The organism is Frankia sp. Hr75.2 (assembly GCF_949319125.1).
GTDB classification, from domain to species: Bacteria; Actinomycetota; Actinomycetes; order Frankiales; family Frankiaceae; genus Parafrankia; species Parafrankia soli.
Map to the genome: position 1 here is coordinate 1 of NZ_CASGGV010000330.1, position 23552 is coordinate 23552.

Here is a 23552-nt window from a genome sequence, read left to right on the forward strand (position 1 = left end):
GCCCCCCCCCCCCCGCCACGCATCAATGCTGGGGCTGGTAAGGGTGCCGGGGAAGGTGCCAGGGGTGGAGTCGCCCTGGTGGTCGGGGGGAGTGGCATAGCGCCGGGGATGCTGTCGCAGGTACCTCTCGGGACCTGTGTCCGGGATGCCACGTGGTGTCGGGGCTGTCGCCGCAGGCCGTGGGCTGCCCTCGGGAACCGGTGGTTGGGGGGCGCAGCCCGGTGTCGGGGTTGCCGCCGCAGGCCGTGGGCTGCCCTCGGGAACCGGTGGTTGGGGGCGCAGCCCGATGTCGGGGCTGTCACCGCAGGCCGCAGGCCGCCCCCAGAACCCCACCCGCCGAGGGGGCCACGGGGGGCACCGCCCCCCGGCAGACATGGCGAGTCGACCAGGCCCAGGTTCCCTGGGCACAGCAAACCCATCGACGAGCGGGTGACCGGGATCGAACCGGCATGGCCAGCTTGGAAGGCTGGGGCTCTGCCATTGAGCTACACCCGCGTAGGTGATGGAAGGAAGCTTACCCCGTAGGATGTGGGGGCAACGCCTCGGGGCGTAGCGTAGTGGCCAGCGCGCCTGCTTTGGGTGCAGGAGATCGGGAGTTCGAGTCTCCCCGCCCCGACCGATACCCTCGGCGCGTCACCCCGTCCAACGTCGTACCAGGAGACCGCCGCGCCGTGAAGGCCACCAAGGAGACCCTCAGCCCGACCCGGGTCAAGCTCACCGTCGAGGTGCCCTTCGACGAGCTCAAGCCGTCCGTCGATGCCACCTACCGCAAGCTGGCGCGCCAGGTGCGCGTCTCCGGATTCCGCCCGGGCAAGGTCCCGCCGCGGATTCTGGACCAGCGCCTGGGGCGCGGTGTGATCCTCGACGAGGCGATCCAGGAGGCGCTGCCGCGCCTTTACTCGGAGGCCGTCCAGGCCGAAGAGGTGGACGTCCTGTCGCGGCCTGAGGTGGACATCACCGAGTTCGCCGATGGCGTGCAGCTGGTCTTCACGGCCGAGATGGATGTGCGCCCGGAGGTGACCCTGCCGGAGTTCGGCGAGCTGGAGCTCGTCGTCGAGCCGGCGACGGTGACCGATGAGCAGGTCGAGGAGCATCTGACGAACCTGCGTGACCGGTTCGCCGTGTTGAAGCCGGTCGAGCGCCCGGTCCAGGAGGGCGACTTCGTCTCGCTGGACCTGTCGGCGTCGGTCGACGGTGAGGCGATCGAGGACGCGACCGCGACCGGCATGTCGTACGAGGTCGGCAGCGGGAACCTGATCGACGGGATCGACGAGGCCATCACCGGCGCGTCGGACGGCGATGAGCGCACGTTCGACACCGAGCTGCTCGCCGGTGAGTACGCGGGCCGCACGGCGCAGGTCACCGCTGTGGTGCGGGGCGTGAAGGAGAAGGAGCTCCCGGAGCTCGACGACGACTTCGCGACGACGGCCAGCGAGTTCGACACGCTGGAGGAGCTGCGCGCCGACGTCCGGACCAGGCTTGAGTCGAACCGGAAGGTCGAGCAGCTGGGCGAGGCCCGCGACAAGATGCTCGACAAGCTGATCGAACTGGTCGAGGTTCCGGTGCCGGATTCGGTGCTGGCCGGCGAGCTGGAGGCCCGTGAGCACCGCCTCGGGCACGAGCTGGAGCATATCGGTACGGACCGGGCGACCTACCTGGAGACGCTGGGCCAGTCGGCGGAGGAGTTCGACGCCGAGGTCCGCAGCTCGGCGGGTAAGGCGATCCGCTCGCAGTTCATCCTGGACGCGGTGATCGACGCCGAGTCGATCGGCCTTGACCAGGGTGAGCTGATGGAGCAGATCCTGATGCGCGCGCAGCGGGCCGGTGTGCAGCCTGACCAGTACGCCCAGCAGCTCGCGCAGGGCGAGGGGCTGACCGCCCTGATGGCGGATGTCCTCCGCACGAAGGCGCTGTTCCTGCTGCTGGAGAACGCGAAGGTCGTCGACACCGAGGGTAACGCGGTGGAGTTGAACCTGCCGCGCCGTCCGTCGGGCGAGGCCGAGGACGACGTCCGGGACATCTCGGACGAGCTGGACGCCGAGGAGCTTGAGGTCCCGGCGGCGGCTCCCTCGGCGGAGGTCACCGCCGCGGCCGGCGACGAGGCCACCGCCACCGCCACGGACGCGGACGGCGAGGGCGACTCCGAGCCGCCCGCGTCCGAGACCAAGTAGCGACTGCCAGGTAGCGACTGCCAGGTAGCGACTGCCAGGTAGCGACCTCCAGGTAACGACCGCCCCTGTGACGACGCCGCCCTGCGCCACGGGCGCCGGGCGGCGGCCGTGGGGCACGGTGCGTGGCACAGCGGGTGGATTCGACCGACGGCCTCCGGAACGCGAGTTTCGGAGGCCGTCGGCGTGTCCGGTGCCACGCATGGACACCGAGAGGCACGCTGTCGCCCGGCACGGTGACGACGGGTGCGCGGCCGGGCCGGCGGCTGGTCACGGGCCCTCGACGCACATCGATGCCGGACTGGCTCGGCCTCACGCCGAGCGCGAACATCGAAGGAGAAGCACCGGAACCGGCTCGTGTCACAGATAGTGTCGAGCCGGTCAATCAGACGCCGCCGAAGGAAGCCGAGGATCCGACCGTGAGTGACATCGCCGCCCCTGGCCTGGCTGTCCCGGGCCCGAGTCTCCGCTCGCCGGGACAGAATGGCCCCGGCTTCGACGAGCAGGTCTTCAACCGTCTCCTCCGTGAGCGGATCATCTTCCTCGGTTCGGTGGTGGAGGACTCGATCGCCAACGCGATCTGCGCGCAGCTCCTGCTGCTGAACGCCGAGGACCCCGAGCGGGACATCTTCCTCTACATCAACTCGCCCGGCGGCTCGGTCAGCGCCGGCATGGCGATCTACGACACCATGCAGTACGTCGAGAACGACGTCGCCACGGTTTCGCTGGGGCTCGCCGCGTCGATGGGCCAGTTCCTGCTCTGCGCGGGCGCGCCGGGCAAGCGTTACTCGCTGCCGCACGCGCGGATCATGATGCACCAGCCCTCCGGCGGCATCGGCGGAACGGCGTCCGACATCGCGATCCAGGCGGAGCAGATGCTCTACACCAAGCGGATGATGCAGGAGCGCATCGCGTTCCACACCGGTCAGCCCGTCGAGCAGATCGAGCGGGACTCCGACCGCGACCGCTGGTTCACCGCGGACGAGGCGAAGGACTACGGCTTCGTCGACCACGTCGTCCAGCGGGCCCGCCAGGTCCCCAGCGAAGGACCGGTGAGCTGACGCCCGCCGCGGCAGCGAGCCGTCCCGACCCTCGTCACCCGCTCTCCTCGGAGGCAGTCACCATGCACGGACCACAGGGCTACTACGGAACGCAGAGCCGGTACGTCCTCCCCAACATCATCGAGAAGACGTCCCGCGGTGAGTACGGGATGGACCCGTACTCGAAGCTGCTGAAGGAGCGCATCGTCTTCCTCGGCGCGCCGATCGATGACACGTCGGCGAACGACGTGATGGCGCAGCTGCTGTTCCTCGAGTCCGAGGACCCGGACCGCGACATCTCGATCTACATCAACTCGCCCGGTGGGTCGTTCACGTCGCTGACCGCGATCTACGACACCATGCAGTTCGTGCGTCCCGACATCCAGACGATCTGCATGGGCCAGGCGGCGTCCGCGGCGGCGGTGCTGCTCGCGGCCGGTACCCCCGGCAAGCGGTTCGCGCTGCAGAACAGCCGCATCCTCATCCACCAGCCGTCGGCGCAGGGCGAGGGCCAGTCCAGCGACATCGAGATCCAGGCGCGCGAGATCCTGCGCATGCGGTCGCTGCTGGAGCACATGCTCGCCGAGCACACGGGGCGCACCGAGGAGGCCGTCCGCAAGGACATCGAGCGCGACAAGATCTTCAGCGCTGACGAGGCCAAGGACTACGGCATCATCGATGAAGTGATCAAGACCCGGAAGTCCTCGCGGCTCGCCTCGGCGCGCTGAGCCGGCGCCGAGTCGGCCCCGCCGGGCCCGGGCACGGCGGGGCTCACCGGGCCGGCCTCGGTGGGCGCCTCCGGGGCGCCGCTTCCTCCGTCGGACCCGGGCCGCGGGCCCGGCGGCCCTGTGGTGGCGCGGTACGCGGGAGGCTCGTCGGTGGCGGGCCGGGTGCGACGGGTTGGCATCCTCCCGTCCCCTTCCGGACGCCCGATCGGGCGGTGGTGCCGAACGGGCCGTCTGGACGAGCGGGGACGGGTCCGATGACCGTAGGCTGACCGGTATGAGCCCAGCGATTGGGCTCTCACCGGACGCCCCCGCGGGGTACCGTCCCCACGGGGACGGATACAGGCAGACACGCGACGACCGGGCGGTGCCCACCGCCCCCGACACGCAGGCGACACCATCGTCTGGACGAAGGGACTGAGTCCTCGGTGGCACGCATCGGTGATGGCGGTGACCTGCTCAAGTGCTCCTTCTGCGGTAAGTCTCAGAAGCAGGTGAAGAAGCTCATCGCCGGCCCCGGCGTCTACATCTGCGATGAGTGCATCGATCTCTGCAACGAGATCATCGAGGAGGAGCTCTCCGAGTCCTCTGAGCTCAAGTGGGAGGAGCTCCCGAAGCCCCGGGAGATCTACGAGTTCCTCGACGGGTACGTGGTCGGTCAGGAGGCGGCGAAGAAGACGCTGTCGGTGGCCGTCTACAACCATTACAAGCGGGTGCAGGCGGGCGGTGCCTCCGGCGGTGACGCCGGCAAGGGCGAGGTGGAGCTCGCGAAGAGCAACATCCTGCTGCTGGGCCCCACGGGGTGCGGCAAGACCCTGCTGGCGCAGACGCTGGCCCGGATGCTGAACGTCCCGTTCGCCATCGCCGACGCGACCGCGCTCACCGAGGCCGGGTATGTCGGCGAGGATGTCGAGAACATTCTTCTCAAACTCATCCAGGCCGCCGACTACGATGTCAAGAAGGCCGAAACCGGCATCATCTACATCGATGAGGTCGACAAGATCGCCCGGAAGTCGGAGAACCCCAGCATCACCCGGGACGTCTCCGGCGAGGGCGTGCAGCAGGCGCTGCTGAAGATTCTCGAGGGAACGACGGCGAGCGTCCCGCCGCAGGGCGGCCGCAAGCACCCGCACCAGGAGTTCATTCAGATCGACACGACGAACGTCCTGTTCATCGTCGGTGGGGCTTTCGCCGGTCTGGACCGCATCATCGAGTCGCGCATCGGCAAGAAGTCGCTGGGGTTCCGCGCGGTGCTGCACGGCAAGGACGACCCGGACGCCTCGAACGTCTTCGGCGACATCATGCCGGAGGACCTCCTCAAGTACGGAATGATCCCGGAGTTCATCGGCCGACTGCCGATCATCACCAGCGTCTCCAACCTCGACCGCGAGGCGCTCATCCGGATCCTCACCGAGCCGAAGAACGCGCTCGTCCGCCAGTACAAGCGGCTGTTCGAGCTGGACGGCGTCGACCTCGACTTCACCACCGACGCACTCGAGGCCATCGCGGACCAGGCCATCCTGCGCGGGACGGGCGCCCGCGGCCTGCGCGCGATCATGGAAGAGGTCCTGCTCTCGGTGATGTACGACATCCCGAGCCGTAAGGACGTCGCCCGCGCGGTGATCACCCGGGAGGTCGTGCTCGAGCACGTCAACCCGACCCTGGTGCCACGCGACGTCGCCGCGTCGAAGCGCGGCCCGCGCCAGGAGAAGTCCGCCTGACGAGATCGCGGCCGGCCGCCCCGGCACTGGTCGCCGTGGCCTCGGCGACGGCGAGGTGCCCGTGCCGGCCGCGGCATCGGAACGGGCGTCCCGATGCCATAACCTCGGCTCCGTGACAGACGCACGCACGGGGCGCACGCCGGACGACGCGGCCGAGCTCGCCCGGGTGGAGAAGGCACTGGCCGGGCGGTTCCCGCACCGGATGCACCCGGACCTGGACCGGATGCGGGATCTCGTGGACCTGCTGGGGCACCCGGAGCGGTCCTTCCCGTCCATCCACATCACCGGGACGAACGGCAAGACGTCCACGGCGCGGATGATCGACGCGCTGCTTCGGGGCTTCGGGCTGAGGCCGGGCCGGTACACCTCCCCGCACATGGAAAGCGTCACGGAGCGGATCAGCATCAACGGCGTGCCCGCCGACGCTGAGGTGTTCGCCAGGGCCTACGACGACGTGATCCCCTACGCGGAGCTCGTCGACAGCCGCCATCCCGAGCGGGTCACGTTCTTCGAGCTGCTCACCGCGATGGCGTTCTCCGCCTTCTCCGACTCGCCCGTGGACGCCGGGGTCGTCGAGGTCGGCATGGGCGGCACCTGGGACGCGACGAACGTGGTCGACGCGGGCGTCGCGGTGATCACGCCGGTCTCCCTCGATCATCCGGAGCTGGGTGACACCGTGGAGGCGGTGGCGGCGGAGAAGGCGGGGATCATCCGGCCGGACGCCCTGGTGGTGCTGGCGCAGCAGTCGCTGCCCGCCGCCGAGGTCCTGCTGCGGCGCAGCGCCGAGGTCGGCGCCACCGTCGCGCGGGAGGGCCTGGAGTTCGGCGTCGTCGGCCGGCGGGTGGCGGTGGGCGGCCAGGTGCTGACCCTGCGCGGTCTGGGCGGGACGTACGAGGAGGTCTTCCTGCCGCTGCACGGCATCCACCAGGCGCACAACGCGGCCGTCGCGCTGGCGGCCGTCGAGGCGTTCCTCGGTGGCGGGCAGGGCCAGCTGGACGCCGACGCCGTCCTCGCAGGGTTCGCCCAGGCCGACTCGCCCGGCCGGCTGGAGGTCGTGCGGCGCTCGCCGACCATCGTCCTGGACGGCGCGCACAACGTCGCCGGCGCGCAGGCCCTCGCGGCCGCGGTCGACGAGGCCTTCGGCTTCGACAATCTCGTCGGGGTCGTCGGTGTGCTCGGAGACAAGGACGCCGAGGGCATCCTCGCCGCCCTGGAACCGGTGCTCAGCAGTGTCGTCGTGACCCAGAGCACGTCACCGCGGGCGATGGGCGCGGACGACCTGGCCGCGATCGCGGTGGACGTCTTCGATGCCGACCGGGTCGAGGTGGCGCCACGGCTGGACGACGCCCTCGAGGCCGCGGTGCGGCTCGCGGAGGAGGAGGGCGAGCTGGGCGGCACGGGTGTGCTGGTGACCGGCTCGCTGGTGACCGTGGGTGAGGCGCGGCACCTGCTTCGTCGCTGACCGTCCGTCGGCCGGCGATGATCTGATGTGCCTGGTGATCCCGGTGTTGCCCGCGCGGTGCTCTGACGGGTGGTCCGGGGGACTGCGTGGACCGGTGGTGAACGCCGACCCTGTAGGTTTGCCAGGGGCCAACCGGTGTCGCGTAGACGCGGTCCGGGCGCCCCTACCACGTCGAAGATGACGAAACGATTCCGAAGGAGTCCCGTGTCCGCCGAGCGCACCCTCATCCTGGTCAAGCCCGATGGCGTCAGCCGCGGCCTCGTCGGTGAGGTCGTCGGCCGCATCGAGCGTAAGGGGCTGAAGATCGTCGCACTCGAGCTGCGCACGCTTGAGCGCTCGGTCGCCGAGACCCACTACGGCGAGCACGCCAGCAAGCCGTTCTTCGGCGAGCTGGTGGAGTTCATCACCTCCGGCCCGCTCGTCGCGCTGGTGGTCGAGGGGCCCCGCGCGGTCGAGGCGCTGCGCGGCCTGATCGGCGCCACCGACCCGGTGAAGGCGGCTCCCGGGTCGCTGCGCGGTGACTTCGCGCTCGAGATCGGCCAGAACCTCATCCACGGTTCGGACTCGCCCGAGTCGGCCAAGCGCGAGATCGACCTCTTCTTCCCCGGCCTGAGCTGACCCACCCGGCTCCGGCCGGCCCGTCCGAGGGTGGCCGGCGGCACCGTTGCGGGTGAACCGCCGGCTGCGCGGCGCCCCGTCGCGGTGGCACCCCCGTGGGGCCGCTGGCCGGGCGAGCCGTCCCGGCGGGCGTTTCGTCACCGATCCGGGGCGGTTGCGCTCGGAGCCCGGCGCCCGATCGGTGGCGCTGCGCCGCCCGCTCGGCAACCGTCCCGGATGGCCTGGCGCCGACCGGCGTGCCGTGCACGCCCCGCTACGCGCGGGGTGACACGCTTCCCGGTCGGCGCGGCGACCCCACCGGGGGCGGTCTACGCTTTCAACTGCCCGGAACGTGTCCGGCGGGCTGCGGCGAACGACCTTTCAGGCGGTCGCCGTGACCGTGTTCTCGCGCGGCGCATCCGGGCCGTCCCGCCCGCTCGACGAACTCTGTACGCGTTTCGCGCGTTGGTCGGAGACGGGCCGGTCGGTGACGCCCGCGTGCGCCGCCCGGACCCGTCCCACCTCGCGCCCCCCGGGAAGGCCGGCACCCGACGATGTCCAGTTCGCTGTCATTCCTCGGTCGTGACATGGCCGTCGACCTTGGTACCGCCAACACGCTCGTCTACGTCCGCGGCAGGGGGATCGTCCTCAACGAGCCCAGTGTGGTGGCGATCAATACGACCACCTCGGGCATCCTCGCCGTCGGCACCGACGCCAAGCGGATGATCGGGCGCACCCCGGGCAACGTGGTGGCCGTCCGCCCGCTGAAGGACGGCGTGATCGCCGACTTCGAGACCACCGAGCGGATGCTGCGCTACTTCATCCAGAAGGTGCACCGCCGCCGGCACTTCGCCAAGCCGCGGCTGGTGGTGTGCGTGCCGTCCGGTATCACCGGGGTGGAGCAGCGGGCCGTCAAGGACGCCGGCTACCAGGCCGGGGCCCGCAAGGTCTACATCATCGAGGAACCGATGGCGGCGGCGATCGGTGCCGGCCTGCCCGTCCACGAGCCGACCGGGAACATGGTCGTCGACATCGGCGGCGGCACGACCGAGGTGGCGGTCATCTCCCTCGGTGGGATCGTCACCAGCCAGTCGATCCGCACGGCCGGTGACGAGCTCGACACGGCGATCATCTCCTACGTCAAGAAGGAGTACTCGCTGATGCTCGGCGAGCGGACCGCCGAGGAGATCAAGATGGCCATCGGCTCGGCGCACAAGATCCCGGACGAGCCGAGCGCGGAGATCCGCGGCCGTGACCTCGTCACGGGCCTGCCCAAGACGATCGTGGTGACCGCCGAGGAGATCCGCAAGGCCATCGAGGAGCCGGTGAACGCGGTGATCGACGCCGTGAAGGTCACCCTCGACAGATGCCCTCCGGAGCTCTCCGGCGACATCATGGACCGCGGGATCGTGCTGACCGGTGGCGGGGCGCTGCTGCGCGGGCTCGACGAGCGCCTGCGCCACGAGACCGGGATGCCGATCCACATCGCGGAGAACCCGCTGCACTCGGTGGCGATGGGCTCGGGCAAGTGCGTCGAGGAGTTCGAGGCGCTCCAGCAGGTCCTGATCTCCGAACCGAAACGCTGACCGCGGCCCGGGGCCGGGAACCCAGCCGGCCCGCCGCTCGTCCGACCAGGAAGATCGACGGTCGCGGGCGCGGCGTGTCGTGGCGGCGCCGGTCGAGGGCGTTGTGAGAGTGCCGGTCGAGGGTGTTGTGACAGCGCCGGCCAAGGCTTGTCCGGCCGTTTCGGCGGCCGGGCGGCCGGCCGGCCCCGGCTCGAGGGCTTGTCGCGGCCCCGGTAGAAACATCACCGGAACCTTGCGGCAACCGTGGGCCGGCAGCCAACCGGACCACACGGCAGGAGGACGGCACCGGTGACGGAGGACCGACGTGGGACGTGACACCAGGCGCTCCCGCCTCGTCATCGCCGCGCTGCTCGTCCTCGCCTTCACGCTGATCACGCTCGACTACCGGACGGGTGACTCCGCGACCGGGGTGCGCGGGGTGCTGCACTCGGCGGTCGGCGGCGTGGAGAACGCGGTCACGACGGTGACCCGCCCGGTGGGGCGCACCGTCTCCTCGCTGACCCACCCGAACCGCTACCACGACCGTGCCGACCGGCTCGGTGAGGAGAACGCCGCGCTGCGGCGCCAGATCGCCGACGGGGCCGAGATCGACCGGCTGGCGGGGGATCTGTCCGACCTGCGCCTGCTCTCGGACAAGGGCCAGTACACGATCGTCCCGGCCCGGGTCATCGCGGTCGGCGACGTCACCGGGATGGACTGGACGGTGACGATCAACGCCGGCCGCCGGGATGGCCTCGCCGTCGACAAGGTGGTCGTGAACGCGTCGGGCCTGGTCGGGACGGTCGCCTCGGTGACCGACAGCACCGCCGTGATCAAACTGCTCTGCGACCCGACCAGTCGGATCGGCGCCCGGCTGGAGACGACCCAGCTGCTCGGCGCGGTGGCCGGCGGGCAGGGACCGAGCTCGCTGACCTTCACTCTTTATGACGCCTCGTACCAGGTTAAAAAGGGTGACCGTTTGGTGACGTTCGGTAGTCTTGACTATGTGGCGGGCGTACCGATCGGTGAGGTGACCAAGGTGGTGGACGTCGGCGGGCTCTCGCGCACCGCGGAGGTCCGTCCCTTCGTCTCCGTCGGCACGCTCGACATGGTCGGCGTCGTGATCGGCGGCCCACCGGCGGACCCGGGTGACCGGGTCCTCCCGCCCCGCCCGGCGCCCGCGCCCGACGCCGCGCAGCCGCCGGACGGCCAGCCGTCCGCGCCCGCCCAGCCCGACGGCGCCCAGCAGCCGGCCGGGCAGCCTCAGGGTGGTCAGGCGCAGGGCGGTGCGGGCGTCCCCGCGGCCGCGGGTGCGGGCTGAGGTCGGCCGTGTGGGATACCGGAACCTCCGAGGAGAGCCTGCATCCGCGCACGTTCGTGGCCGCGGTGGTGGTGCTGCTGGTCGCGGTCGTCCTGCAGGTCTCGGTCGTGGCGCGGCTCGGTGCGCCGCTCGGCCGGCCCGATCTGGTCCTCGTCCTGCTCGCGATCATCGCGTTGATCGAGGGGCCGATGCTCGGCGCGGTCCTGGGCTTCGCCGTGGGGCTCGTGGCCGACCTGTTGTCCACGCATGTGATCGGGCAGACCGCGCTCGTCCTGTGCCTGGTCGGGTATCTCGTCGGCCTGGTGATGAACGCGGCGGAGCGCTCGATCGTCGTGCCGCTCGCCGCGGTCGGCGCCGCGGCGGCGCTGGGCACCCTGGGCCACGCGGCGACGACGTCGATCCTGGGCGACGCGGCCCTCACCGGTGGCCAGGCCATCGTGCGCGCGATCGCCGCCGGGCTCTACGCCCTGCTCGTCACGCCGTTCCTGTTCCCGCTCGCGGCGGCGGCCTCCCGCCGCCTGCACGGGGATCGGAGGCGGGTGTGACCGACCGGATGCGCATCCGGCTACTGATCCTGCGGGTCCTCGTGCTCTCCCTGCTGGTGACGCTCGGCGCCCGGCTGTGGGTGCTGCAGATCCTCGACGGCGAGCGCTACCGCCAGGTCGCGGAGACCAACCGGGTCCGCGAGGTGGTCACCCCCGCCACCCGGGGCATGATCGTCGACGACGAGGGTCAGCCCCTGGTGCGCAACCGCACCTCGCTGGTCATCTCGGTCAACCGGTCGACCATCGACCGCCAGGCGGACAAGGGCAAGGCCGTGCTCGACCGGCTGGCCACCGTCATCGGGGCGCCGCTGGCCGAGCTCGAGCAGCGGGTCCGCTTCTGCTCGGCCACGGTGCGGGCGCCGTGCTGGAACGGCTCCCCCTACCAGCCGGTCCCGGTGGCGAAGGACGTCACCCCGGCGCAGGCGCTCGCGGTGATCGAGCACCCGGACCGTTTCCCGGGTGTCTCCGCGGACCTGCAGGCCGTCCGCGAGTACCCGAACGGCCAGCTCGCCGCGCACGAACTCGGCTACCTCGCCCCGGTCTCCCAGGACCAGCTCGACAAGCAGGGCGACGAGAAGGGCTACCACCTCAACAGCCTGATCGGCGTCTCCGGCCTGGAGTACACCTACGACGACGCGCTGCGCGGCGCGGACGGGGTGGAACGCCTCGAGGTCGACCGGTTCGGCCGGGTCGCCGGCACCGCGTCGACGACCCCGCCGGTCAGCGGCGACCACCTCGTGCTCAACCTCGACCTGGACGTCCAGCGCGCGGCCGAGGAGGCGCTGGCCACGACGCTCAACTCGCTCGGCGGGGGAGCGCGGTCCGCCTCCGCGGTGGTGCTGGACGTGCGCACCGGCGGCGTCGTCGCGTTGGCCAGCCTGCCGTCCTACGACCCGTCGGTGTTCGTCGGCGGCGTCTCCCAGAACGACTACGCCGCGCTGTCCGACCCGGCCAACGGCACCCCGCTGCTTTCGCGGGCCTACCAGGGCTCGTCCGCGCCGGCGTCGACGTTCAAGGTCGTCTCCACCGCGGTCGCGCTGGAGCACCTGGGCGCGAGCGGCGACGACACATACGACTGCGCGCCGACGCTCCAGGTCGGCGACCAGGTTTTCCACAACTTCGACGGCTCGTCCGCGGGACCCATCACGCTGCACCAGGCGCTGGTGATCTCCTGCGACGTCATCTACGACAAGTTCGCCTACGACGCCTGGGTCGCCGACGGCGGGCTGCGCAACGGCCGCGGCCCCTACCCGGAGCCGAAGGAGTACTTCGCCCGAATGGCCGAGGGACTGGGCTTCGGCCGGCGCACGGGCATCGACCTTCCCGGCGAGACCGCCGGCACGGTCGTGGACCGTGCCGAGGCCAAGCAGATCTGGGAGGAGCTCAAGGACTCCTACTGCCGGCGGGCGCAGAACGGCTACCCGGAGGAGCCCGACCCGACGAAGGCAGAGCGTTTCCGCAGATACGCGGCCGAGGCCTGCGTCGACGGCTACCTCTACAACGCCGGTGCCGCCGTGCAGTTCTCCATCGGGCAGGGGCAGTACCTCTCCGCCAGCCCCCTGCAGCTCGCCACCGCCTACGCGGCCATCGCGAACGGCGGGACTCTCTACAAGCCCACCCTCGCCAAGGCCACGGTCTCGCCGGATGGCAGAGAGGTGAAGAGGATCGAGCCGACGGTCACCGGGAAGCTGCCCATCTCGCCGGAGAACCTCGCCTACATCCGGGACTCCCTGCGCGGGGTGACGACCGAGGGCGGCGGGACGGCGGCCGGGGTGTTCGCCGACTGGCCCAGCGACATGGTGCCGGTGGCGGCCAAGACCGGAACGGCCGAGGTCGAGGGCAAGGCCGACACCTCGTGGTTTGCGTCGTTCGCTCCGGCGAACGACCCGCAGTTCGCGGTCGTGGTGAGCATCCCGGAGGCGGGGACCGGCGCCGAGTACGCCGCGCCGGTCGCCAAGGAGATCTACAAGGCGCTCTACGGGGTAGGCCGACCCGGGGCGGTGCCTGGGGGCAAGCCACCGGCCGAGCTGCCCGAGCTGGGCCGCGACGGCACGTTCGCTGCGGCGCCCGGGGCCGCGCCGGACACGGGCGCACCCGGTACGACCGCCCCGGGCCCCCAGGCGCCGGGAACAGCGGCGCCGGGCGCGGGTGCGTCGGGTACGACCGCCGCCGCCGCGGTGCCGGGGGATGCAGCCGCGGGAACGACGGTCCCCGGTGCGGTGCTGCCCGCTGTTTTCGCGGAGGCCAGGCACCCGGCGCCGCCGGTGGAACCGGGTGCCGGCGGCACCGGCGAGCCGGCGGCCGGCGAACAGGTGCCGCGGGCACGCGGCCCAACCGGGCACGACTGACGGTGCGAGGCCGGCCGGCGCCGATCCGGCCGGCCACCAGGGCCACAGCCGGCCACCGGGTCCACAGCCGGCCACCAGGGCCACAGCCGGCCGGACATCCCACGGACGGCCACTCGGCAGTTCGGTCCACCCACAGTGCGGCCGGCATGGCCGGGGCCGCCCACAGACGGGGAGGGGAACGATGACGCAGGACCCGGGTCCTACCGCGCTGCGCTCCTCCCCGGTGCTGGTCCGGGGGCGGATCGGGCAGCTGCGCGACCGCGCGTCCGGGCGGCACTCGCCGCTGCGCCGGCTCGACTGGCCGCTTCAGATCAGCGTGATCGCGCTGGCGCTCCTCGGTGCCCTGCTGGTCTGGTCGGCGACCCGCCAGCGGCTGGAGGAGACCGGGGGAGACCCACAGACCTTCCTGAAGCGCCACCTGCTGAACCTGGTGATCGGCCTGCTGCTCGGGGCCGCCGCGACCCTGGTCGACTACCGGATCCTGCGGGCGTACGCGCCCTTCGTCTATCTCGGCTCGCTGGTCGGTCTCATCGCCGTCCTCCTGGTCGGCACCACCGTCAACGGCGCCCACTCGTGGATCGTGCTCCCGGCCGGCTTCCAGCTCCAGCCGTCGGAGTTCGCCAAGGTCGCGCTCGTCGTCGGGGCGGCGATGATCCTCGGGGAGAAACACGAGGACCGGCACACCGGCATCCGGCGCGGCGCGCCGGGCCACGGCGACGTGCTGCTCGTGCTCGGGCTCGCCGTCGTGCCGATGGCCCTGATCATGCTGCAGCCCGACTTCGGCACGGTCATGGTGCTGGTGTTCGTCACCCTCGGCATGCTGGCGGTGAGCGGCGCGCCGCGGCGCTGGGTGCTCGGCCTGATCCTGTGCGGGGTCCTCTTCGGCGGGGCGATCCTGCAGTTCCACCTGCTCAAGCCCTACCAGGAGGCACGCCTCACCTCGTTCGTCTCCGAGAACAAGGCGTCGTCGTCCACCGGATACAACGTCGACCAGGCGATGACCGCGATCGCGAACGGCGGCATCACCGGTCGTGGTCTGTTCGAGGGCCAGCAGACCCAGGGCCAGTTCGTGCCCGAGCAGCAGACCGACTTCGTGTTCAGCGTCGCCGGCGAGGAGCTCGGCTATCTGGGGGCCGGCGGTGTGATCGTCCTGCTCGGCGTGGTGCTCTGGCGGGCGCTGACGATCGGCTTCCACTCGCAGGACTCCTTCGGGGCGCTCATCGCCACCGGCGTGGTCTGTTGGTTCACCTTCCAGATCTTCGTCAACATCGGCATGTGTCTCGGTGTGATGCCGGTGACCGGCCTCCCATTGACGTTCCTGTCATACGGCGGTTCCTCGATGTTCGCGAACATGATCGCGGTCGGGCTGTTGCAGAACGTCCGCCTGCGCTCGCGCTCGGACCCCTACGCGCTCTGAGGGCTGAGGCGGTCGGCCACCCTCCGGTGCCGTAGGCTCGCGGGCATGTCCGGACAGTCGCTGTTTCCCCTCCTGGAGCCGCTGCTCCCACGGGTCCGGAAGCCCGTCCAGTACGTCGGCGGCGAGGGGAACGCGGTCGTCAAACCCTGGGGCGACGCCGCGGTCCACTGGTGTCTGATGTACCCCGACGCCTACGAGGTCGGGCTGCCGAACCAGGGCGTCCAGATCCTCTACGAGATCCTCAACGAGCAGCCGGACGTCCTCGCGGAGCGCACGTACTCGGTCTGGCCGGATCTCGAGGCCCTGATGCGTGAGCACCGAATACCGCAGTTCACTGTGGACGGCCATCGCCCGGTCGGGGATTTCGACCTCTTCGGGGTCAGCTTCTCCACCGAGCTCGGCTACACGAACCTGCTCTCGGCCCTGGATCTCGCCGGCATCCCGCTGCGCACCGCGGACCGTGCCGCCCCGGGTGACGGCCTGACCTGGCCGATCGTCATCGCCGGCGGGCACGCGGCCTTCAACCCCGAGCCGATCGCGGACTTCGTCGACGCCGTCGTCCTCGGGGACGGCGAGCAGGCCGTCCTGCTGATCACCGACATCACCCGCGCCTGGAAGGCCGCCGGCGCGCCCGGTGGGCGCACGGAGCTGCTGCACCGTCTCGCCCGCCGCAAGCTGGTCTACGTCCCGGAGTTCTACGACGTCAGCTACCGGCCGGACGGGCGGATCGCGGCGGTCACCCGCAACCGGGACGACGTCCCGGAGCGGCCCGCCAAGCACACCCTGACCGACCTCGACTCCTGGCCGTACCCGAAGACCCCGCTCGTACCGCTGGCCGAGACGGTGCACGAGCGGCTGAGCGTGGAGATCTTCCGCGGCTGCACCCGCGGCTGCCGGTTCTGCCAGGCCGGGATGATCACCCGTCCGGTGCGGGAGCGCAGCATCACCACCGTCGGCGAGATGGTCGACGCCGGGCTCGCGGCCTCGGGTTTCTCCGAGGTGGGCCTGCTGTCGCTGTCGAGCGCGGACCACAGCGAGATAGGCGAGATCGCCAAGGGCCTGGCCGACCGCTACGAGGGCACCAACACGGCGCTGAGCCTGCCCTCCACCCGGGTGGACGCCTTCAACGTCACCCTCGCCAACGAGTTCTCCCGCAACGGCCGCCGCAGTGGGCTCACCTTCGCCCCCGAGGGCGGCTCGGAGCGGCTTCGCAGGGTCATCAACAAGACGGTCAGCGCGGAGGACCTGGTCCGCACGGTCAGCACGGCCTACGCGAACGGCTGGCGGCAGGTGAAGCTCTACTTCATGTGCGGCCTGCCCACCGAGACGGACCAGGACGTCCTGGAGATCGCCGATCTCGCCCGCGAGGTCATCCGGGCGGGCCGGCGGGCCAGCGGCCACCGCGACATCCGGTGCACCGTCTCGATCGGCGGGTTCGTCCCCAAGTCGCACACGCCGTTCCAGTGGGCGGGGCAGGCATCCCATGAGGTGACCGACCAGCGCCTCAAGCTGCTGCGTGACACCGTGCGCGCCGACCGTGAGGTCGGCCGGGCGGTCGGCTTCCGCTACCACGACGGGCGTCCGGGCATCATCGAGGGGCTGCTCGCACGCGGTGACCGCCGGGTCGGCCGGGTGATCGAGCGGGTCTGGCGCGACGGTGGCCGCTTCGACGGCTGGAGCGAGCACTTCTCGTTCGCCCGCTGGGAGGCCGCGTGCGAGGCGGAGCTCACCGGGCTCGGCGTCTCGCTGGACTGGTTCACGACCCGCGAGCGCGACGAGCGCGAGATCCTGCCGTGGGATCATCTCGACGCCGGCCTCGACCGTGACTGGCTGTGGGCCGACTGGCAGGACGCCCTGCGCGCGACCGAGCTGGACGACTGCCGCTGGACCCCCTGCTACGACTGTGGGGTGTGCCCGACGATGGGAACCGAGAACCAGATCGGCCCCACCGGGCGCACACTGATCCCGGTGATCCCGGTGGGTCGTACCGATGCGTCGGCTGCATCGGCTGAACCGGGCCCTGCCGGGTCGTCCCCTGTTCCGTCCGACCTGGCGCGGGTCAGTGCCTCGTCGACCTGAGGGCCCGCCGCCCCCGCCGGTCGTGGCCAGGGTGCGGGTCCGGTTCGCCAAGCGGGGGCGGCTGCGCTTCCTGTCGCACCGCGACATAGCCAGGACCTTTGAACGCGGCCTGCGTCGCGCCCGGATACCGGTCGCGTTCTCGGCCGGGTTCAGCCCCCATCCCCGGGTGTCGTGGGTCGGCGCGGCACCCACCGGCGCCGCAAGCGAGGCCGAGTACTTCGAGGTCGCGCTGTCGGCCCCGATGGAGCCTGAGCAGGTACGCGCGGAACTCGACGCGGCGCTCCCGCCCGGGCTGGACGTCCTGCACTGCGTCGCGGCGGACAGCCCGCCGCTGCCGGACCGGATCGACGCGTCCCGGTGGCGGCTGCGGATGCCCGGCGTCGCGATCGCCGATCTGGACGTCGCCGTCGCCGAGCTGCTGGGTCGGGAGTCACTCACGGTCGAGCGGGCCACCAAGGACGGACGGCGCCGCGTGGACGTGCGCGAGGCCGTGGTCTGGGCCGTTTGCCGTGCAGAGAACGACACCTGTGCGATACTGGACGTGGTCGTACGGCACACGACGCCCGCCGTTCGACCCGACGACGTGCTGACCGCCCTTTCCGCGGTCGCCGTCCTCAGCGTCCCGGTGCCGCCCGAGCCAACACGACTCGAACAGGGCCGGTTGCGCGAGGACGGAACGCTGGCGGACCCGCTGGTACCGGACCGCGACGAGGCTGCCCGGCTGGTGGGTCAACTCGAAGCGTGATGCAGGGCGTCGCAGGATTGCCGGCGGCACAACCGTCGGACCGAGACAGTGGCTTCTGCGCGGCCGCGACTGCTGACACAGCGCGCCCGGGAGCCCGAGAGGCTTCATAACCCGTGCCCGAAGACCAGATCATCGAGGACCAGGCCACGCGCTCCGAGGTAACGCCCTCCGAGACCGTGCCCTCCGACAACACCCTTGCCGATACCGCGGCCCCTGCGGCGGCGGCTCCCGAGTCGGTGACCCCCGCGACAGCTGTCGCTGAATCTGCGGCCCCTGAGAGCGTGACCGCCGAGACCGCTCCGCAACGCCCCACCCGGCGCCGCCGCGCGGCTGGCCGACCGGCCGGGCCGCCACCTGAGGAGGCAGGCCCGCCTGCCGCCGCGGCCGGTGGCGAGACCGCCGTGGACGCGGCCGATTCCGCCACCGGTGCCGGTGCCGGTGCCGCGTCCAGCACTCTCCCCGTGTCCGACGGCGCGGCGCCTGACGCCGCGGTACCGCTGGTCGAGGCCGGCGCCGAGCCGGCGCCCGAAGCCGCGCCGGCCAAGCCGGCCCGGCGGGCGAGGACGACCCGGCCGCGCCGGGCCTCCCGGGAGGTCAGCGAGGCCGTACCCGACACCACAGCCACCCCCGCTCCCTCCGACACCACGTCGCCCGCCGCCGGCTCGCCCGACACGACGTCGCTCGACACCAGGACACCTGAGACCACGTCGTCCGCCACCGCGGCGCCCGAGGCCGGAGCGGACAACGTCCCCGGCTCGCCCGGGCAGGTCGCGAAGGGCGACGTCACCGCGTCCGATGCGCTCGCTGACACTACGGCGTCGGGCGAGGCTGCCCCCGCCGTGACCAAGCCGCGTCGCACCCGTGCTCGTCGGGCGGCCACGAAGGTCGAGCCGGCGGCCGAGACCGGCACTCCCACGGGTGCGCCGGGCAGCGAATCCGCCGCTTCGGCGTCGTCCAGCGTGGGCGAGCCGGCGGTCGAGCAGACTCCCGCCGCCTCCGCTCCGGCCACCGCCGCAGCCCCGGACTCGGCGGCCGACGCGGCCACCCCGCCGGCTCCCGAACCGGCCATCGACGAGACCGTCGACCCGCTCGCGGAGCCGGTCGACGAACTGTCGGCGAACGCCACCCCCGACGTGGACGCCGGGACCAGCGCTGCCGGGACTGGCGCCGCCGCGACGGACGCGCCCGGGGCTCAGCCGGCGGTCGCGTCCTCGCCGGAGCCCGTGATTGCCGCGACAGTGGCGGAAAGAGCGGCTGTGACGGGAGCCGGAACCACCGGAGCCACCCCCGCGGCCGGTCCCGAGGCGGTCGCCGGAACGGAGACCGCCCCCGGTCCCGAGGCGGTCGGTGCGCCCGAGCCCCCGCGGGCGGAGCGCACCTCGCGGCGGCGCACGCGGGCGGTCGCCCCGACGTGGACCAGCGGCGCCGAGGCGCCCGCCCCCGCGCCGGTGACCCGGCAGTCGGCCCGTCGCCCGGTGGCGATGATCACCTTCCAGCAGCCGGAGCCGGCGGTCGTGGAACCGTGGCCCCGCCGCCGTCGTGACGCCGACGACGCGCCGGCCGAGCCCGTCGTGACCGGTCGCGGCGGCCTCACCGGTGCGGGCCTCGACGACGTGGCCTCGGCCGACGAGATCGTCGACGCGGCCGACGACGCGGTGGCGTACGACACCGCGGAGTTCGGTGAGGCACTGGAGACGGAGAGCAGCGAGCAGGCGTTCGACGGCGGCGAGTACTCGTCCACCGACGCGGACGGCGACGACGCCGGACCGGGCGGAACCCGTCGCCGTCGCCGCGGCCGCCGCGGCCGTGGCCGGGCCCGCGGCGAAGAGGAGATCTCCGAGACCAGCGACCTTGCCGAGGAGCAGGTCGACGAGGCCGAGGAGCACGACGACCGCGAGCCCGAAGCCGAGCCGGTGGAGCGTGAGCCCAGGTCCTCCCGCCGCCGCTCACGTCGCTCGCCGACGAGGGAGACGTTCGACGAGGCGGAGGAGATTGACTCCGAAGCCGAGCTGGTGGCCGGAGCCGACTCCGGAGCCGACGCCGACACCGACGCCGAGTCTGACGCCGACGACGGCGCGGACCTCGAGGACGGCGCGGACGACTCGGCCGAGGACGGTTCGGACGATGACCGCGCCGGTGGATCTCGCCGCCGCCGCCGGCGCCGCCGCCGTTCCGGGACCGGCGCGGAGACCGCGCCGATCCCCGACGACCCCCCGAACACCGTCGTGCACGTGCGCGAGACGCGCCGGGACGACGACCTCGTCCGCGGGGTCAGCGGTTCCACCCGGCTGGAGGCGAAGCGCCAGCGCCGGCGCGAGGGCCGCGACAGCGGTCGCCGCCGCGCACCCATCGTCACCGAGGCCGAGTTCCTCGCCCGGCGGGAGTCGGTCGAGCGCCGGATGATCGTCCGGCACAACGGTGACCGCACCCAGATCGCCGTGCTTGAGGACGGCGTCCTGGTCGAGCACTTCGTGACGCGCGCCAGCTCGGCGTCCTACGCGGGCAACGTGTACCTCGGGCGGGTGCAGAACGTCCTGGCCAGCATGGAGGCGGCGTTCGTCGACATCGGCAAGGGCCGCAACGCCGTCCTGTACGCCGGTGAGGTCAACTACGACGCCTCGGGCCTCGACGGCCGGCCGCGCAAGATCGAGCAGGTGCTGAAGTCCGGGCAGTCGGTGCTCGTCCAGGTCTCGAAGGACCCGATCGGGCACAAGGGCGCGCGGCTGACCAGCCAGGTGAGCCTGCCCGGCCGCTACCTCGTGTACGTGCCGGACGGCCAGAACGCCGGAATCAGCCGCAAGCTGCCGGACACCGAGCGCGCCAGGCTGAAGAGCATCCTCAAGAAGATCACTCCGGAGAACGGTGGGGTGATCGTCCGCACCGCGGCGGAGGGCGCGAGCGAGGCCGAGCTCGAGCGCGACATCGAGCGCCTCGTCGCGCAGTGGGAGGACATCCAGCGCAAGGCGCAGAAGGCCAGCGCGCCGTCCCTGCTCTACGGCGAGCCCGACCTGGTGGTGCGGGTCATCCGCGACATCTTCAACGAGGACTTCACCGAGCTGGTCGTCCAGGGGTCGCACGAGGCCGCGACCGTCGAGGGCTACGTCGACACGGTCGCCCCGGACCTGCGCGACCGCGTCCGCCGCTACGTCGGCACCGGGGACGTCTTCGCCGAGTACCGGGTGGACGAGCAGCTCGCGAAGGCGCTGGACCGCAAGGTCTGGCTGCCCTCCGGCGGCTCACTGGTCATCGACCGCACCGAGGCGATGACCGTCATCGACGTCAACACCGGCAAGTTCACCGGCAAGGGCGGCAACCTCGAGGAGACGGTCACCAAGAACAACCTCGAGGCCGCGGAGGAGATCGTCCGCCAGCTCCGGCTGCGCGACATCGGCGGCATCATCGTCATCGACTTCATCGACATGGTGCTGGAGAGCAACCGCGAGCTGGTGCTGCGCCGGCTCACCGAGTGCCTCGGCCGGGACCGGACCCGCCACCAGGTCGCAGAGGTGACGAGCCTGGGCCTCGTCCAGATGACCCGCAAGCGGGTGGGCCAGGGCCTGCTGGAGGCCTACAGCGAGCCGTGCGCCCACTGCAACGGGCGCGGTGTGCTCGTCCACCTCGACTCCGCGCACTCAAGGGACGCGCAGTCGCGGGACGGGGCACAGCCGAGGGAGGCGGCGGCGTCGTCGGCGAGCCAGCCGGCGGCGGAGGCTCCGGCCCAGGCGGCCGGTACCTCCACGGGCCGCCGCGCACGGCACGCGACAAAGCCCGCTGGTCCGGCCCTCGTGGCTGCCGCGGTCTCGTCGGCCGTGGACGGGGCGCATATCTCCTCGGACGATGCCATCGGGTCCGTGAACGGCTCCGCATCGGCTGAATCGACTGATTCGTCTGGATCAGTTGGATCGGCTGGGGTCTCGGGGTCGGCGGAGGCGGTGGCTCCTGGTGAACACCCGGCCACTCAGGCCGGCGCGTCCTTGCCGGACGCCGTCGCACCGCGGGCCGCCCGGATCGCCGTAACGGTTGGAGCCGGAAGCGATCAGGGCACTGAGAGCAACGGCGTCGACAGCGGCGGCGTCAGTGGCGGGCCCGGGGCTAACGGGGCCGGGAGTGGCGGGGCCGAGGGCACCACGGTCGACGGTGAGTCGCGGCCGGGTTCCGGCGGAATCCCGGTGTTCGCGAACACCGACGATCCGGACAGCGTGTTGCATTCCGGGACGAACGGTGCGGGCACTCCGGCTGACGCCGAGAAGCCGGCCCGCGCCCGTCGCCGTCGCGCATCCCGCCCGGTCTCCAAGCCCACGGACACCGCCCAGCCGATCCCCGTTCCCTCCGAAGCCACCAGCACCTGACCCCCTCACCCGCACGGCGGGTGAGTCCCACGTACGACAGAAGTGTGGCGGGTGAGCGAGTCCACGGACTCGCTCACCCGCCACACTTCTCTCGGCCGCCGACCCTATCCGCGTGGGTTGTCCGGCTGAGGGGTTAGTAGAGGTTCGGGGTGTTGCGGCCGGCGGCTGCCGGGGCGGCTCGGACGAGACCGTGGCATCCGCGCTGGCGCATCAGCTCGTCGAGGGTTGCCCGGGAGCGTCGCAGCGCTCCGTCGACGGCCTGGCGCGCGCGGGGCTCGTCCCCCATCTGCAGGGCGTACGAGGCCATGACCAGCGTCTGGACCAGATCGTCCTGCTCGGACAGCGGGTCCGCCATCCGGGCCGGCCCCGCTGGGTCGGCGTCGGCCGGGCTGGTCGTCAGCCGTGTGCCGCTGGTAGCCGGTCCCGCGCCGCTGGTTGCGTGCATCGTGCCGCTGGCGGCTCCCGCGCTGCCGGTCGTGGGCAGCGCGCCGCCGGTGCGGGTGGTGGGCGGGGCCGGTGTGGTCAGCTCGCGGCCGTGGGCGGCGAGCCACGCCGCCGCGACCGCGGTGGTGATCGCCCATCCGGCCCGGACCCAGGCCGGGGGGTCGACCAGCCCGTCGAAGGTCAGCTCGGTCGCCATCAACACGACGAGGATGACGAGCACTCCTGCCGCCGCGGGGGCCGCCCGACCGGGCACGGCCTGAGCGGGCACGGCGTGCGCGCGCATGGAGTGGGTGGGTACCGCCTGGGTAGGCGCGGTGGGGGTGGGAACGGTGGGGGCGGAGTCGGTCCGGCGCGGTGACGGCTGTGCCGCGGCCGGGGTGACCGCCGCCGCGATCAGCGGGAGGCAGGCGACGGCAAGGGCGGCCATCGTGGCGGCGCCTGCCGCCCATGTCACGTAATGCCAGTGCACCCCGATCGCCCCCTCTGAATCCTCTGGTCCGCCCGACTCACCCCGCCTGGCGGGGTCCGCCCCGACCCGACTCGGCCCGCCCCCACCAGGGGTGCGGCGACTCGAGCCACGGCGACTCGGTTCGCGGTGAGTCCCGTTGCCCGCGCGTCCGCGAGCCTGGCGCGGACGTCGCGCGGCGTCGTGTGACGCGGGGTCACGTGCCTCCTCGCGTGCCCCCCAGGGCAGGCGCCGCCGGTGCGCTCCGCCGGCGACCCGTCCTGGTGGGGACGGCCCTCGTCGCCGCGCTGGAGGACCCCACATGTTTTCCCCGCGACTCGTTCGTCACCATGGCCCGTCCGGGTCATAGGCAACATGACCCTCTCGGAACCCGCCTATCGCCCGTGTCTCCATCGCAGTGTGTCTTTCCGTGTTCTTCTGTCGTTCTTTCATTGATGTCCCCCGGGCTGCGCCTTCTTTTTGATCTTCTTTGTGGTCGATCGGTGGTCGTGCCGGGTGGGCGTGTCTCACCCTTGCCCGGATGACCTGTAAGGTGGATGGACACGAGGCAGGCGCGTCCT

General features: G+C 71.9%; 15 protein-coding genes and 2 tRNA genes. 15 read left to right on the plus strand and 2 right to left on the minus strand.

From position 1 onward, the window contains the following. Positions 1-424: 424 nt before the first annotated feature. Positions 425-495, minus strand: a tRNA-Gly gene (locus tag AC559T_RS31165). Between the two features lie 48 nt (positions 496-543). On the opposite strand from AC559T_RS31165, the gene AC559T_RS31170 reads away from it, so the two are divergent. The 15 genes from AC559T_RS31170 to AC559T_RS31240 all read left to right on the plus strand — a co-directional run bounded on the left by AC559T_RS31170 (position 544) and on the right by AC559T_RS31240 (position 22082). Beyond that, positions 544-616: transfer RNA gene (locus AC559T_RS31170), tRNA-Pro, on the plus strand. A 55-nt stretch (positions 617-671) separates the two neighbouring features. Further along, on the plus strand, positions 672-2171 hold the full coding sequence (gene tig / locus AC559T_RS31175) for a trigger factor (protein WP_071061498.1): 1500 nt from the start codon (positions 672-674) through the stop codon (positions 2169-2171). 416 nt (positions 2172-2587) lie between these two features. Next, positions 2588-3229: an ATP-dependent Clp protease proteolytic subunit gene (locus AC559T_RS31180; RefSeq protein ID WP_020462741.1), complete on the plus strand. Its 642-nt coding sequence runs from the start codon at positions 2588-2590 to the stop codon at positions 3227-3229. A 62-nt stretch (positions 3230-3291) separates the two neighbouring features. Continuing rightward, the gene (locus tag AC559T_RS31185; protein WP_018500228.1) at positions 3292-3936 is read left to right on the plus strand and encodes an ATP-dependent Clp protease proteolytic subunit; all 645 of its coding nucleotides are present in this window, start codon (positions 3292-3294) and stop codon (positions 3934-3936) included. Positions 3937-4361: 425 nt separating this feature from the next. Then, complete coding sequence (clpX, locus tag AC559T_RS31190; protein WP_020462740.1) at positions 4362-5654, plus strand: ATP-dependent Clp protease ATP-binding subunit ClpX; 1293 nt, start codon at positions 4362-4364, stop codon at positions 5652-5654. A 112-nt stretch (positions 5655-5766) separates the two neighbouring features. Beyond that, positions 5767-7116 (plus strand): bifunctional folylpolyglutamate synthase/dihydrofolate synthase, encoded by a 1350-nt coding sequence (locus tag AC559T_RS31195; protein ID WP_041254813.1) that lies wholly within the window; start codon positions 5767-5769, stop codon positions 7114-7116. Between the two features lie 204 nt (positions 7117-7320). Continuing rightward, a complete protein-coding gene (gene ndk, locus AC559T_RS31200; RefSeq protein ID WP_083390855.1) occupies positions 7321-7734 on the plus strand; it encodes a nucleoside-diphosphate kinase in 414 nt (137 codons plus the stop codon). A gap of 533 nt (positions 7735-8267) precedes the next feature. Continuing rightward, positions 8268-9299, plus strand: coding sequence for a rod shape-determining protein (locus AC559T_RS31205; RefSeq protein WP_020462738.1), 1032 nt, complete (start codon positions 8268-8270; stop codon positions 9297-9299). Positions 9300-9603: 304 nt separating this feature from the next. Then, positions 9604-10599, plus strand: coding sequence for a rod shape-determining protein MreC (gene mreC, locus AC559T_RS31210; RefSeq protein ID WP_498870992.1), 996 nt, complete (start codon positions 9604-9606; stop codon positions 10597-10599). Positions 10600-10607: 8 nt separating this feature from the next. Then, positions 10608-11144 (plus strand): rod shape-determining protein MreD, encoded by a 537-nt coding sequence (gene mreD / locus AC559T_RS31215; protein WP_071061506.1) that lies wholly within the window; start codon positions 10608-10610, stop codon positions 11142-11144. Then, positions 11141-13492: a penicillin-binding protein 2 gene (gene mrdA / locus AC559T_RS31220; protein ID WP_498870993.1), complete on the plus strand. Its 2352-nt coding sequence runs from the start codon at positions 11141-11143 to the stop codon at positions 13490-13492. The genes mreD and mrdA overlap by 4 nt, the downstream gene beginning before the upstream one ends. Positions 13493-13673: 181 nt before the next feature. Beyond that, positions 13674-14909 (plus strand): rod shape-determining protein RodA, encoded by a 1236-nt coding sequence (gene rodA / locus AC559T_RS31225; protein ID WP_071061510.1) that lies wholly within the window; start codon positions 13674-13676, stop codon positions 14907-14909. A gap of 45 nt (positions 14910-14954) precedes the next feature. Beyond that, positions 14955-16988, plus strand: coding sequence for a TIGR03960 family B12-binding radical SAM protein (locus AC559T_RS31230; protein WP_498870994.1), 2034 nt, complete (start codon positions 14955-14957; stop codon positions 16986-16988). Further along, complete coding sequence (locus tag AC559T_RS31235; RefSeq protein ID WP_020462732.1) at positions 16972-17733, plus strand: TIGR03936 family radical SAM-associated protein; 762 nt, start codon at positions 16972-16974, stop codon at positions 17731-17733. Before AC559T_RS31230 ends, AC559T_RS31235 begins: the two co-directional genes overlap by 17 nt. Before the next feature lie 113 nt (positions 17734-17846). After that, positions 17847-22082 (plus strand): Rne/Rng family ribonuclease, encoded by a 4236-nt coding sequence (locus AC559T_RS31240; protein WP_498870995.1) that lies wholly within the window; start codon positions 17847-17849, stop codon positions 22080-22082. A gap of 133 nt (positions 22083-22215) precedes the next feature. Here AC559T_RS31240 and AC559T_RS31245 read toward each other — a convergent pair whose 3' ends face one another. Next, complete coding sequence (locus AC559T_RS31245; protein WP_498870996.1) at positions 22216-22980, minus strand: MFS transporter; 765 nt, start codon at positions 22978-22980, stop codon at positions 22216-22218. Positions 22981-23552 lie beyond the last annotated feature (572 nt).

What these genes read in the sequence shown, in the direction of transcription:
- AC559T_RS31185 (WP_018500228.1), top strand. Translation starts at nt 3,292, where the DNA reads ATGCACGGACCACAGGGCTACTACGGAACGCAGAGCCGGTACGTCCTC.
- AC559T_RS31205 (WP_020462738.1), top strand. Translation starts at nt 8,268, where the DNA reads ATGTCCAGTTCGCTGTCATTCCTCGGTCGTGACATGGCCGTCGACCTT.
- rodA (WP_071061510.1), top strand. Translation starts at nt 13,674, where the DNA reads ATGACGCAGGACCCGGGTCCTACCGCGCTGCGCTCCTCCCCGGTGCTG.
- AC559T_RS31230 (WP_498870994.1), top strand. Translation starts at nt 14,955, where the DNA reads ATGTCCGGACAGTCGCTGTTTCCCCTCCTGGAGCCGCTGCTCCCACGG.